The organism is Sphaerospermopsis torques-reginae ITEP-024 (assembly GCF_019598945.1).
In the GTDB taxonomy this organism is placed as follows: Bacteria; Cyanobacteriota; Cyanobacteriia; order Cyanobacteriales; family Nostocaceae; genus Sphaerospermopsis.
On record NZ_CP080598.1, the window covers coordinates 3,301,087 to 3,315,495 of the forward strand.

Sequence of the window (14,409 nt, forward strand, 5' to 3'; positions counted from 1 at the left end):
TACCTAGTATGCCAAACTATTAATTAAACATCAAAAATGTGTTTAAAAATCAAGGCAAAAAGCCATATCCAATGAAAAATACCTAAAATGTTAATAAATAATGCCCGTATTTATTATAGCATAAGGGTTTTATGGTTTTTGTGAACGCAATCTAGCATAATATGTAATGAAGACCCAAAATTTTAGATTTTAGATTTTAGATTTTAGATTGGGGATAACAAAAACAATCCAAAATCCAAAATCCAAAATCCAAAATCCAAAATAAATAATTCCTGACTCCTGACTCCTGCTAGATATTATTCCCCAGTAATAGAAAGTTCACTTACCCAAACTCTAGGACAAACTCCCCCTGGTGTTAATTCCGCTTCCTTCTCCACATAAACAATAGATTTCAGCAACTCCAGAAAATCACCAGCTACCGTTGCTGACTCAATACTAATTTTCTCACCTTTATTCACTAACCAACCATCAAAAGGCAAAGAAAACGAACCTTGTAAAGCCTTAACACCAGCATGAAGAGCTTGTAAATCATCAATTAAAATCACATTTTCCGCTGTTTCTAAACTTAATTCTTTTTCTGGTATACCTGCGGCAAAAACATGATAAAAATTGGGACCAACACTCACCTTTGCACCAATACTAGCATTACCTGTAGGTTGAGCATTTAACCGTTTTGCAGTTCCCGCACTATGTAAAAAGCTGGTTAAAACACCTTTTTCTATTAACTTTACTTGACGGGTTGGTGTACCTTCACCATCAAAACTTTCCGCACCCACATTAGCAGGATGTAAGGCATCATCATAAACTGAAAGTAAAGGTGAAGCAATTTCTTTACCGATATCTTCAGCTTTGGATAAACTTTGATTATCTAGAATATTTTGGGCATTAAATAAATTAGAAAATGCACCCAATAAACTCAAGAAAGCTTCAGCAGAAAAAACAACTGGGTATTTACCAGTTTTGATTTTTTCATAATGCAAATGACTGATAGTTTTATCTGCGGTTTCTTTGATACAACCAGCAATATCTAAATCAGCTAAATTTTCTTTAACTCGATATGCTCCTGCACTGCGAGGTTTTTTCCCTTCTTCTTCTGTTTTACTATACAGATAAACTGACGCAAAAGAATGAGATTCCTTTCTTAAAGCACCATCACTATTGAGATAAAAACGGTCAATATCTCTTTGTGCTAAACCATTATAAGGCACTCCTTTAATGGCAGGATGAGCAGCTAAAAGTTCTTTTTCTGCTACTAATAGTTTTTCAATGAGTTCAGAAACAGGTGCTTGAGATGCTTTTTCTTTGGGAGTATATTCAATCGGAATTGTTGCTTCTGGACTAAAATCAGGAACGTTTTCTTTAACTCCAAAAAAACTGGCTTCGTAAGCAGTTTGTAAAGCTAATTCTAATCCTTTGGGGTCGACATCTGTGGTACTGGTGACACCCATTGTATTTTCTTCGTTCCAAACCCGAACTGTGACACCAGAACGGTTGGAAGCTTTCACTTGTTTGGGTTCTCCCTGGTCAACTTGCACGCTGGTATCGTCTACTGTTGAACCGTAAATGTCAAATTTTTTAATGCCTAATTTTTTGGCGTTTTCTTGGGCGTATTTAGCGATTTCTTGAATGTTAGACATGATGGGATTTTGGATTTTAGATTTTATATTTTTGAACGCAGATGAACGCAGATAAACGCAGATGATATGGTTTATCTGTTTTCATCTCAATGATTTTGATGTGTTGTATTTGTTGTTTTTATCGTCCACCAACAGTAATGGAATCAACTTTAATGTGAGGTTGTCCAACTGTGGTGTAAATGCTGCCACTAACAGAACCACAAAAACCAGGTGCTAGTTCTAAATCTTTGGAACACATGGAAATTTTGTTCATGATTTCTTTTGCTTCACCGATGAGGGTAGCACCTTTTAATGGTTTGGTAATTTTGCCGTTTTCTATTAAGTAGGCTTCGTCAACGCTAAAGTTAAATTGACCGGTTGCGCCTACACTTCCGCCTCCCATTTTTTTACAGTAAATACCTTTATCAATGGAAGCAAATAAATCTTCGTTGCTGTATTCGCCGGTATCAATATATGTGTTTCTCATGCGACTTGCAGCAGCAAATGTGTAATTTTGACGGCGACCACTGCCTGTTCTGGGGTGTCCAGTTCTCGCTGAACCGGTTCTGTCAGCTAGGAAGTTTTTGAGAACACCTTTTTCAATTAATAATGTTCTTTGGGCGGGCATTCCTTCGTCATCCATATCTATTGTGCCGAAGGCATTGTCAGCGCGTCCTTCATCCCAAGCTGTTAAACTTTCATGGGCGATTTTTTCGCCTTTTTTATCAGCAAATGGTGTGGTTTTGCGTTCAATTTGGGTGGTTTCTAATAGGTGTCCGCAAGCTTCATGGAATATTACTCCCCCAAAGTGGTTGGCCATGATAATGGGGTAGTTTCCTGATTCTACATAATCTGCATATAGCATTTTACCCGCTGATTCGGCAATTTGTTCAGCAGCTTGTTGATAATCCCAGGTTTTCAGGAAGTTGGGATCACTGGTGTTTCCGGCACGTTCACCGATGGAAGCACGGTTCGCACCATCAGCGCAGAGAATATTAAAGCCGACGGACTGGGTGAGGCGAATATCACGGGCAAATGTGCCATCACTGCCAGCAACTAATACTTCTTGCCAGTCACGGAAGTAGGTAGCGCGGCGAGATTGAACGTGGGTAGCTTTTTTGTTGAGTTGGGTAGTACCATCAAGGAGAATTTCTCCCATTTCACGGATGGAACTGCATAAGGGTAGCCAGCCATCTTTACCCCGTTTGGTAGCGTAGTCTCTCAATAATTCTAGGTTGATTTCGGGGATGAAAGCTGTAGGTCCTGGTAGTTGTAATGCCAGGATGGAAAGACCTTTTTCTAAGGCTGCTTTTAAGCCGGCAAATGTCAGGTTATTGGTGCTAACGTAACAGTCGGCTTTACCGCGAAATACTCTCACTCCTGCACCAGTGGCTAAACTGGGTGAGATGCTGGTGATGGTATCGTCTTCTGCTAAACAACTAATGTAATTACGACGTTCTAAGAAAAATTCTACAAAATCAGCACCAGCAGCGCGTCCTAGTCCCAAAAGGGTGGCCAGGGGCGCTTCCCAGGTGTCGTCGAAGCGTTCTGTTGTTGATGAATATTGCAAGCTGGGGAGTTGATTGGAAAGAAGTAGGGTATTTGTAAGCATGAATGGCCTCGTCTGCTGGCGTTTTGACTGAAAATATCCTGGTGTGTTCAGTCTAACAAATCTATTTAAGTCACTGTGGGCAGTTAGGCAGTAGAGTTTTCCTCACCTTTCTCTTCTGGGTGTGAGTCAGGAAAGTTATCAAGATTGGATGATTATCTTTTAAAGACTACTTTTTGACAATAGGATATATTTTTACCACAAGTATATATAATATTTAATGCCTAATTTATTTCATTCTTTATTTTTATAATTTGGGAATAATAAATAAATTCAAAGGAGATTACAGTGGTAGTTCATAGTCAAATTATTCATGAAATTAAGATTGAGAAGCTTAAAAATGTATCTAATGTATCTATTGATCTTGAAGGTTCACCTCTAATATCTCTAATGGGGGTGAATGGTTGTGGAAAATCAACAATATTATATGCTCTAGCCTGTGTGTATAAACCTACGAGCGATACAGATGAAAATTATAAATTTTCTCGATTTTTTCCCCCACATAATCATTTTGACTGGTCAGGATCAAAGCTATCTATAATCCATAGCTATGGTGATGGTAGTAACACTTACCCACGAGTAGAGAAAGTCTATCAAAAAAATGATAGATGGGTTATCTATGCAAGAAGACCAGCAAGATTTGTAAAATTTGTTGAAATAAAAAGTTGTGTTCCTGTGATAGAAGCAGAGAATAAAGGTAGAGAAATTTCATATACTACTAAAACACAATCTGATAAGCTAGATGAATTAATTCGCCAAAAAGCTGGTTATATTCTCAATAAAAATTATGATGGATTGTATGTACACTCATATAATAATAAAACAATTTTAGGCGTTAAAACAGGAAAAATTCAATATTCAGCTTTGACTATGGGAGCAGGAGAACAAAGAGTATTTACTATCTTAGATGCCGTTTTTAGAACACCAGGAAATCACAGTTTAATTTTAATAGATGAAATAGATTTATTAATGCATCCTCAAGCTCTTGCAAGACTCATAGAGGTTTTGTACGAACGGGCAACTAAAAAGCACCATCAAATAATATTCACTTCTCATAATACGGAATTATTTCATTTAAAAGATAAGGTACAGCTTAGGCATATTCATCAAACAGATAAAGGCACAGTTTGCATCCCAAATACAACACCAGATATTACTCGTCGTATGACTGGGAAGCAAATTAAATCTATAGAAGTATATGTTGAAGATGATCTTGCTCAAGCAATAGTAAGCCATATTGCTAGATCACTTGGCATTTCTAAAGACTTGTTTATCCATAAATATGGTGCAGCGATAAATGCATTTACAGTTTCTGGAGGACTAGCATTATCTAGTCAATCACTCAGCAATGCATTATTCGTTTTGGATGGTGATGAATACGTTACTCAAGAAGATAAAAAAGATAAAATTGAACGAGTTGTAACTGGGCATGGTCCAGACTTAGATATACTAAGACAACAAGTTTTAATTTCCTTGAAACAATTCAACCTACCTCAAGATATTCGTCCAGAACAATTTATTTTCAAATGTATTCATGATTTAGCCGAACAAACTGATCCTGAAAAAGAAGAGATTAGGAAGATCGCTTCTGATATTGTGAATGCTGGTGACCAGCATAATTTAGTTAATCTTCTGATTGAACAACTAGGATGTTCTAAAGAAATAGGACTAAATCGCATCATTCAAGTTTTTGCTCAATCCCCTCAATGGTCAGACTTTTCTAAACCAGTCCGTCTTTGGCTAGAGTCAAAAATACAGGAGTTACATTTAGGTTAAGCATTTTATTTGAAACTAATAAACTTGTAATTTGCAGAGTTTGGCAATTCTAAAGTTGCATCTGCAATAATAATTGTGGAGTTGTGATTTTTTTTAGCTCACACAGAGTCGCAGAGAGGTATAAGTAATTTGTATGGGATTTTGGAAAAAAAGATTTTTATCAATAAGGGGTGGTATTTTCTCAATATTATTGAGAATGATGTCAATAATTTAACGAGTTTTGGTAATTTCAGCTAGGGGGTTGACAGTTGTTCTGGTTTTTGCTATATTTTTCTTATATCTAGAAATCTGTCCGCGCCATATATAACAGGTTTTAGATAACAGGTTTTGAATTGTTTAAGTTAAGATTTGCAGGATTTAAGAATTTGCATCCTGGGATTTTCGATAGTTCCATGAGAATTTGTTAAGATTAAAGGATAAATTAGGATTTTGGTTTTTTGATGGTTTGAGGTTAGAACCGATGACTCAGGAATTAATAGACCTCAGAAATAGTATTTTACAAGGACGTTACGCAGAAGCTTTGGAAATTGTAGATGAATTGGAAGGAATGAGTAAACAAGCTATTCTGCGAAATATCCAATCTTATGTAAAAATTTTATTGATTCATTTGATTAAAAACCAAGTTGAACAGAGATTAACTGCATCTTGGGTTGCTTCTATTCGTAATGCTATTAGAGAAATTAAAAAGATCAATTTGAAGGATCATAAAAAATCCTATTATGTGAATGAAGATGAATGGACTAATTTAATTGAGGAAGAAGTAATTGAGGATGCGATAGTTGACGCTAGTTTTGAGGTAATGAACGGTAAATATAGTCGTTCGCAACTTGCTGGAATTATAGATAAAGATGAGATTTTAGCTATTGCAAATAAATTGTTGTCTTTAACTTATGTTTATTCTGCTAAGGAGTTACCAGCAATTATGGATGATTATATCGCTCAGTTGGTTGGTGGAGATGATTGGCAGTAAAATTGATTAATGATTATATGATAAGAAATAAAAAAATGGGATTTTGTCTGAATCAGGATGTCTGGTTACTGAGCGAAGTCGAAGTACAGGATTTAAGGATGTACATGATGAGATTTTATGTATTGTTTTTGGAGATTTTTGAATGTGGGTGAAATTTTACGATGTTGAAGGTTGAAAAATTTACTATATATGCGCTCACAGATTTCTACTCATAACATAAGTGTACGGCAAATTTTCTGCCTTGTCAAGTCTTGAAGGAATAAAAAAAATGGGATTTTGTCTGAATCAGGATGTCTGGTTACTGAGCGAAGTCGAAGTACAGGATTTAAGGATTTACAGGATGAGATTTTATGTATTGTTTTTGGAGATTTTTGAATGTGGGTGAAATTTTACGATGTTGAAGGTTGAAAAATTTACTATATATGCGCCCACAGATTTCCACTTATAACATAAGTGTAAAATGAGTTTGGCTATTTGTCAAGTCTTAAAACCCAAAAATTACAAAAATCCTGAAAATGCCGATTTTGAAATTTCATGCAGTGGGAAAAAGAGCGATCGCCAAATTATAAATCATCAAAAATCCTGTACTTCGACTTCGCTCAGTAACCAGATATCCTGATTCAGACAATTTGATCACAGTTAGATCAATGCTAAATTTTCAATGATTTTTCTGCTTGGAAATGCAGCAATAATCCATATTCCAAACCTTCAACTACAGCTTGATAAGAAGCTTCTAAAAGATTAGCAGAAACTCCGATAGTTGTCCAGCGTTTTTGACCATTTCCCGACTCAACCAAAGCGCGAGTTTTTGCTGATGTTCCTCTATTTCCGTTGAGGATTCTTACCTTATAATCAGTTAATTCAAACTCAGCAATTTGCGGATAAAAATTGATCAAAGCCTTACGCAAAGCTGCATCCAAAGCCGCAACTGGACCATTACCTTCTGCTGCTTCCAGAATATTTTTACCATTGACAGCTACTTTAATTGTAGCTAAAGAATTTGTGCTTTTTTTCCCTTCCACTAAATCACAATTAACATGAAAACCTTGAACTTCAAAAAACTCCTGTCTTAGTCCTAAAGCTGTATACATTAATAAAGCAAAACTAGCTTCCGCAGCTTCAAATTGATAACCTTCACTTTCCAAGTCTTTCATGCGTTGGAGAATGTGTTTAGTTTGGGGATCATTTTTATCTAATTCTATTCCCAAAGTGCGAGCTTTAGCTAAAACATTGCTTAAACCAGACTGTTCAGAAATGACAATGCGACGACGATTTCCTACTTGTTCAGGTGTAATATGTTCATAAGTTAAAGGATTACGTTCCACCGCAGAAACATGAATCCCACCTTTATGAGCAAAAGCTGAACGTCCTACATAGGGTGCATGATCATCAGGTGCGAGATTGACAACTTCACTCACAAAACGACTGGTTTCTGTAAGTTGATGTAGCTGGTGTTCACTGATACAACTATAACCAAGCTTTAGCTGTAAATTAGGAATCAGAGAACACAGGTTAGCATTACCGCAGCGTTCACCATAACCATTTATAGTCCCTTGTACCATTTTTGCACCTGCCATGACTGCTGCTATAGCATTAGCAACCGCCATTTCCGAATCATTATGAGTATGTATTCCTATTTGGGGAATTGGTGATTGGGTAAGAGTTTTTTCTGTATTTCCTATTTCCCTGACGACAACTGAGACAATTTGAGAAACTTCATGGGGTAAAGTTCCGCCATTAGTATCACATAAAACTAACCATTCCGCCCCCGCTGTTGCGGCTGTTTTGATTGTTTGTAACGCATAATCAGGATTTTGTTTATAACCATCAAACCAATGTTCAGCATCATAAATTACACGCCGTCCTTGAGAACGTAAATACTCAATTGTGTCGTGGATCATGGCTAAATTTTCATCCAGACTGGTCTTGAGTCCTTCTATAACGTGCAAATCCCAAGATTTCCCGAAAATTGTCACCCAGCGCGTACCAGCCGCCAAAATCGCTTGTAACATGGGTTCATCACTAACTTGGGTATGGGGACGACGGGTGGAACAGAAAGGAACTATCTCCGCTTGTTTGAGGGGGTTTTCTTGAAGTTGCCAGAAAAACTGGACATCTTTAGGATTCGCCCCTGGCCAACCACCTTCAATAAATGGTATACCTAGTTGATCTAGTCTGTGGGCAATGCGTAACTTATCTTCTATAGACACTGATAAACCTTCCCGTTGAGTACCATCACGGAGAGTAGTGTCATATAACCAAATTTGAGGAGAGGTAGTTTTGTTCATAAGTTCAGGAGTCAGGAGTCAGGAGTCAGGGAGCAGGGAGCAGGGAGCAGGGGAGAGATTTTTCTCAAATACCAATGCCCAGTCCCCAGTCCCCAAGTCTCCTGCTGTAATTTAGTTTGGTAATTTAAATATGCCGAAAGTTGTAGCTCAAGGTAAATTAATTGAGTGTGAAAACAAAGCCAATTTAAGAAAAGTGCTGCTAAAAAATGGTGTTGACCTCCATAACGGTGGTTCTCAGATAATAAACTGTCGGGGTATTGGCAGTTGTGGTACTTGTGCGGTTAAGGTAGAAGGCGAAGTGTCAGCAGCAAATTGGCGTGATCTAACGCGGCGTTAGCGTAGCGTGCGCCTTAGCGCATTCGCTTCCTCCCCATTCTCCTACATCTGATTTGCGTTTAGCTTGTCAAACTCAGGTTTTAGGAGATGTGAAAGTTACAAAATTTGATGGTTTTTGGGGTCAAGGTTCTGAGATAGTTTGGACACCAGAAGGTTAAAAAGGAGACAAAACAAGATGGGTAGATGGACTCCCTTAATTTTAATGGCTGGAGGCGTGGCAATTTTACTAGGTACGTTACTTGGTATTAATTTTCCGATGGGTGGACAACAAACTGCTAATGTTCCCCCAGGAAGAAGAGAGTCTAGTGTTTTGCCAGCTAATATTAATGTTAATAGCACTGCCAGCAGGGATGATTCAACCGCTGGTAACAGAAATAACACTGAAACCAGCAACACTAACACTAACAGAAATGATTTTTCTGATGATACTCGCCGCACCAGTGTAGCTCAAAGTAATGCCAATACTACGCCTACAGGTTCTGCTGATAGTATACAAGGCTCAAATAATACTGATACTGATACTGATACTTCTACTTCTGCAACAGATACTAGCTCAAGTTCAGGTACTATCGATCAAGATAAACAACCTATTCGCGCTTTGTGGTAATGGGTAATGGGTAATGGGTAATGGGTAATGGGTTAGAAGTTTTATTTTTCCCCATCACCAATCACCAATCACCAATTACCAATCACCAATTAATAATCCTGATAGGTTATTAGTTATGTACTAATGACTAATAACTATTGACTGATGACTAACGATGTTTTAATTATTGGTGGTGGCATTATCGGGTTGGCTTGCGCTGTTGAGTTAAAGTTGCGGGGTGCAAATGTTACTGTTGTTTGCCGTGATTTTACTGCCGCAGCCAGCCATGCAGCCGCAGGAATGTTAGCGCCTGATGCGGAAAATATCGCCGATGCTGCTATGCTTGATTTGTGTCGGCGATCGCTCTCTTTATATCCTGACTGGATTAGTAAATTAGAAGAGTTAACAAGTTTAAATACAGGTTATTGGCCTTCTGGTATCTTTGCCCCAGTTTATCAGTCCCCAATCACCAATCACCAATCACCAGCTTACTGGTTGGATAAAGCAGCTATTCACGAATATCAACCGGGGTTAGGTGCTGATGTGGTTGGTGGTTGGTGGTATCCTGAAAATGGCCAGGTTGATAATCAGGCTTTGGTTAAGGTTCTGCGGACTGCGGCTGAGTCTTTGGGTGTATCATTCAAAGATGGTGTAACGGTTGAGGCGATCGCTCAACAAGAAGGGCAAGTTATCGGTATTCAAACTAACATAGGTTTTCTTAGGGCTGACCATTATCTTTTAGCTGCTGGCGCTTGGTCTAATCAATTATTACCTTTACCAGTGCGTCCCCGCAAAGGTCAAATGTTGCGGTTGCGAGTACCGGAATTTGTACAAGAATTACCTTTAACAAGGGTTTTATTTGGTGAAAATATTTACATTGTTCCCCGTCGCAACCGTTCTATTGTTTTAGGTGCTACCAGTGAAAACGTCGGTTTTACTCCCGATAATACACCAGCAGGAATACAAAGTTTACTTCAAGCTGCAACCCGTCTTTTTCCCCAATTAGCAGATTATCCTATTCAAGAAATGTGGTGGGGTTTTCGTCCTGCTACCTCCGATGAATTACCGATTTTAGGTGAAAGTCATTGTAAAAATTTAACCTTGGCTACTGGTCACTATCGCAATGGAATTTTACTTGCACCAGTTACAGCAAATTTAATTGCAGATGTGATTTTATCAAAAACAACCGATCCGCTTTTCACTCATTTCCATTATTCCCGCTTTCAAAATACACCCGTTCCCACTCAGTCATCTACTACAACATCCATGCTTACCCATCCTGCTAATTTCACCAACGGACATAGTAAAAATTTATCTCTCCAACCTGCGGAATTTAATTTACAAGATTCAGGTTTAGTTATTGCTGGTAAAACCTTTCAATCTCGCTTGATGACGGGAACAGGGAAGTATCGCAGTATTGATGAAATGCAGAAAAGTGTCGCTGCTAGTGGTTGTCAAATTGTTACCGTTGCTGTGAGAAGGGTACAAACTAACGCCCCTGGCCATGAAGGTTTGGCAGAAGCTTTAGATTGGGGTAAAATTTGGATGTTGCCTAATACTGCCGGTTGTCAAACTGCGGAGGAAGCGATCCGGGTGGCAAGGTTAGGACGGGAAATGGCGAAGTTATTAGGACAGGAAGATAATAATTTTGTCAAGTTAGAAGTTATACCCGACGCTAAATATTTATTACCTGATCCCATCGGTACTTTACAAGCGGCAGAACAGTTGGTAAAAGAAGGTTTTGCGGTATTGCCTTATATTAATGCTGACCCAATGTTAGCTAAACGGTTAGAGGAGGTTGGTTGTGCCACTGTGATGCCTTTAGCCGCGCCCATTGGATCTGGACAAGGGTTGAAAACTACTGCCAATATTCAGATTATTATTGAAAATGCCACAGTGCCAGTAGTAGTAGATGCGGGTATTGGTGCGCCTTCGGAAGCTGCACAAGCGATGGAGTTGGGTGCAGATGCGTTATTAATAAATAGTGCGATCGCCCTAGCTGAAAATGCACCTGCAATGGCTTATGCAATGGGTTTAGCAACCGTAGCCGGTCGCATAGCTTATTTAGCGGGAAGAATGCCAATTAAAAACTATGCTAGTGCGAGTTCACCCTTAACGGGAACTATTACTGGTTAAGTTAGTATTAGACATTTGGCAGTAATAGATGTAGAGACGTTACATAAAACGTCTTTACAAAGGTTTTATATTTTATACCGTTTCTTCATGAGACTGCGCTAAATTTGCAAACCTCTTTCTTTGTGTTCTTTGCGTCCTTTGCGGTTCGTTATATAATTTAGCGCATCTTCATAGAGAATTAGTATTAGCCATTAGTTTCTAATTTCATCCGAACTTGAATCATTCCAGAAGAAAATTTTTCTATACAACTTACCATAACAATATTATAATATTAATTGATTTATTAATATCAATTCCCCTGAAAAAATAGCCAACAAAAATCAATTATGAAAAATCTCTGGAATGAGCAAGAAGCAGCCCAATATCAAGGAGAATTAGAACTGCGAGTATATACATCTCGTCTCTTAGGAAAAAATCCTGCTTTAGTTTTACATGGAGGAGGAAATACTTCTGTCAAAATCAAAGAAAAAAACCTAGTAGGAGAAATAGAAGAAATTCTTTATGTAAAAGGTAGTGGTTGGGACTTAGCAACCATCGAAAAAGAAGGTTTTGCTCCCGTGAGAATGTCGCATTTATTAAAATTAGCTAAACTGGCAGCTTTATCTGATCCTCAGATGGTAAATGAGCTAAAAACTCAAATGACAATTGCTACAGCACCTTCTCCTTCAGTGGAAACAATTCTCCATGCTATCTTACCCTACAAATATGTAGATCATACCCATGCAGATGCCATTGTCACTATTACCAATACTCCCAACGGTTGCCAAAGAATCAAAGAAATTTATGGGGATAAAGTTGTCATAATTCCCTATATTATGCCAGGGTTTGATTTAGCCAGAATTTGTGGTGAAAAATTCCCACTAGAAGCAGGAGAAAACACCATCGGCATGGTTTTGATGAATCATGGTATTTTCTCCTTTGGCAACACTGCTCAAGAGTCTTATGAAAGAATGATTTCACTGGTAAGTGAAGCCGAAGAATATTTACAGAAAAATCAAGCATACTCTCCTACTCCCAGTAGTGTTATTGCAGAAAAATCTTTAGCTCCTACCTTAGCAAAATTCCGTCATAGACTATCAACAAAAGCAGGTTTTCCAGTTATTTTATCCAGTCATCGAGATTCTAAATATATTGCTTTTGCCGGCAGAAAAGATATTGCTGTCATTTCTCAACAAGGTCCGGCTACACCAGATCATGTAATTCGTACTAAACGCTTACCTTTAATTGGTCAAGATATCGAAGCCTATAGTCAAGCTTATCAAGACTATTTTAAAACCTATTCCAGTCCTGAACATACCATATTAGATACCATTCCCAGAGTAATCCTTGATCCAGAATTAGGACTATGTACAATTGGCAAAGATATTAAATCAGCAAATATTGTTGCCGACATCTATGATCATACCATTGATATCATAGAAACTGCCACCAATTTAGACCAATATCAAGCTTTATCAGCCAAAGATATTTTTCAAGTAGAATATTGGGATTTAGAGCAAGCAAAATTAAAAAAAGCAGGAAAAGAACCCCCCTTTACTGGAGAAATTGCCTTAGTTACAGGAGCAGCTTCTGGAATTGGTAAAGCCTGTGTAGAATCTCTTCTAAAAAGAGGCGCTGCGGTTGTTGGTTTAGATATTAATTCTCAAATTGAAACCCTTTATAAACGTCCTGATTTTTTAGGAATAACCTGTGATGTAACCGATGAAAATGCAATTACTCAAGCCCTAGAAACAGCTATTGGTAAATTTGGCGGTTTAGACATCTTAATTCTGAATGCTGGAATCTTTCCTCGTGGTTGTCATATTAAAGATTTATCAACCCAGGAATGGCGTAAGGTAATGGATATCAATTTGGATGCTAACTTAATTTTAATGCGAGAAAGTCATTACTATTTAAAATTAGCACCTAAAGGCGGTAGAGTAGTAATAATTGGCTCAAAAAATGTCTATGCACCTGGAGTTGGTGCAGCAGCATATTCGGCTTCTAAAGCTGCATTAAATCAATTAACAAGAGTTGCTGCTTTAGAATGGAGTCAAGATAAAATTCGCATTAATTCTGTACATCCAAATGCAGTTTTTGATACGGGAATTTGGACAGAAGAAGTATTAAATTCTCGTGCTGCTGCTTATGGTTTAACGGTAGAAGAATATAAAACTAATAATCTGCTGCAAGTTGAAATTACTAGCCATGATGTAGGCGAATTAGCAGCGGAAATGTGTGGTAATTTATTTATGAAAACAACTGCTGCTAATATTCCCATTGATGGAGGGAATGAAAGAGTGATTTAGTGATTTAGGATTACTATAGGAGGAGGAGACAGGAGGTAAAAATGTGGGCTGTATTTGATTTTTGCAGAAAATTAGATATTCTAGTTTGTCTCAAAACTTCCAACCTGTCTTCCATCCCCAAATTTGAACTTTACCTGGATATTCACAATTAAATTTTCAGGACTTTTACAACTAATTTACGACTGATAATGGAGGAATTATCATGTTAGAAGTTAAGCCACGTTTTCAAAGTTTTGAAGAATATTTAGCTTATGATGATGGTTCAGATAAATTATATGAATTATTTAATGGAGAGTTAATAGAAATGCCACCAGAATCAGGAATTAATGTACAAATAGCAAATCGAATTTTCCTAATTTTTGCATTATTAATAGGAACTGATAGAGTGCGGGGACATGGTTTAGAATTGGAAGTAAGAGGAGAACCGAGAAACCGTTATCCTGATTTAACTATTATTCGAGAAGAACATATTCAACAATTAGCAAAACGTAATACTATCAGATTATCAATGTTACCACCTTTGTTAGTGGTTGAAGTTGTAAGTCCAGGGGAGTTACAAAGAGATAGAGATTTTATTGCCAAGCGGTTACAATATCAAGATTGTGGTATTCCTGAATATTGGATTATTGATCCAGAAAATAAAAGTGTTTTAGTGTTGGAATTAATTGATGGTATTTATCATGAAGTGGGGATTTTTGCTGGTGATGATTTGGTGATTTCTCCACAGTTTCAGGATTTAAGTTTGCGGGTAGAACAGATTTTTGGTTAACAATTATAAAACTAATGAATGACAAAGGTTTTCCG

9 protein-coding genes and 1 pseudogene are annotated in these 14,409 nt (G+C 37.6%); 7 read left to right on the forward strand and 3 right to left on the reverse strand.

From position 1 onward, the window contains the following. Positions 1 to 296: 296 nt before the first annotated feature. Positions 297 to 1,637 (reverse strand): TldD/PmbA family protein, encoded by a 1,341-nt coding sequence (locus K2F26_RS15370; RefSeq protein WP_220608518.1) that lies wholly within the window; start codon positions 1,635 to 1,637, stop codon positions 297 to 299. A 118-nt stretch (positions 1,638 to 1,755) separates the two neighbouring features. Next, complete coding sequence (locus K2F26_RS15375) at positions 1,756 to 3,228, reverse strand: TldD/PmbA family protein (protein ID WP_220608519.1); 1,473 nt, start codon at positions 3,226 to 3,228, stop codon at positions 1,756 to 1,758. Positions 3,229 to 3,513: 285 nt separating this feature from the next. On the opposite strand from K2F26_RS15375, the gene K2F26_RS15380 reads away from it, so the two are divergent. Both K2F26_RS15380 and K2F26_RS15385 read left to right on the forward strand, forming a co-directional pair. Beyond that, a complete protein-coding gene (locus K2F26_RS15380) occupies positions 3,514 to 5,001 on the forward strand; it encodes an ATP-dependent nuclease (RefSeq protein ID WP_220608520.1) in 1,488 nt (495 codons plus the stop codon). Positions 5,002 to 5,461: 460 nt separating this feature from the next. Continuing rightward, positions 5,462 to 5,971, forward strand: coding sequence for a DUF29 family protein (locus K2F26_RS15385; protein ID WP_220608521.1), 510 nt, complete (start codon positions 5,462 to 5,464; stop codon positions 5,969 to 5,971). Between the two features lie 650 nt (positions 5,972 to 6,621). Here K2F26_RS15385 and cimA read toward each other — a convergent pair. Continuing rightward, positions 6,622 to 8,259: a citramalate synthase gene (gene cimA, locus K2F26_RS15390; RefSeq protein ID WP_220608522.1), complete on the reverse strand. Its 1,638-nt coding sequence runs from the start codon at positions 8,257 to 8,259 to the stop codon at positions 6,622 to 6,624. Between the two features lie 130 nt (positions 8,260 to 8,389). Here cimA and K2F26_RS15395 point away from each other — a divergent pair. The 5 genes and pseudogenes from K2F26_RS15395 to K2F26_RS15415 all read left to right on the forward strand — a co-directional run bounded on the left by K2F26_RS15395 (position 8,390) and on the right by K2F26_RS15415 (position 14,374). Further along, positions 8,390 to 8,753: pseudogene (locus K2F26_RS15395) on the forward strand (2Fe-2S iron-sulfur cluster-binding protein). 17 nt (positions 8,754 to 8,770) lie between these two features. Continuing rightward, positions 8,771 to 9,202 (forward strand): hypothetical protein, encoded by a 432-nt coding sequence (locus tag K2F26_RS15400; protein WP_220608523.1) that lies wholly within the window; start codon positions 8,771 to 8,773, stop codon positions 9,200 to 9,202. A gap of 144 nt (positions 9,203 to 9,346) precedes the next feature. Then, positions 9,347 to 11,317: a glycine oxidase ThiO gene (thiO, locus tag K2F26_RS25205; RefSeq protein WP_220608524.1), complete on the forward strand. Its 1,971-nt coding sequence runs from the start codon at positions 9,347 to 9,349 to the stop codon at positions 11,315 to 11,317. Between the two features lie 326 nt (positions 11,318 to 11,643). Then, on the forward strand, positions 11,644 to 13,605 hold the full coding sequence (locus K2F26_RS15410; RefSeq protein ID WP_220608525.1) for a bifunctional aldolase/short-chain dehydrogenase: 1,962 nt from the start codon (positions 11,644 to 11,646) through the stop codon (positions 13,603 to 13,605). Between the two features lie 202 nt (positions 13,606 to 13,807). Then, positions 13,808 to 14,374 (forward strand): Uma2 family endonuclease, encoded by a 567-nt coding sequence (locus tag K2F26_RS15415; protein ID WP_220608526.1) that lies wholly within the window; start codon positions 13,808 to 13,810, stop codon positions 14,372 to 14,374. Positions 14,375 to 14,409: the final 35 nt, after the last annotated feature.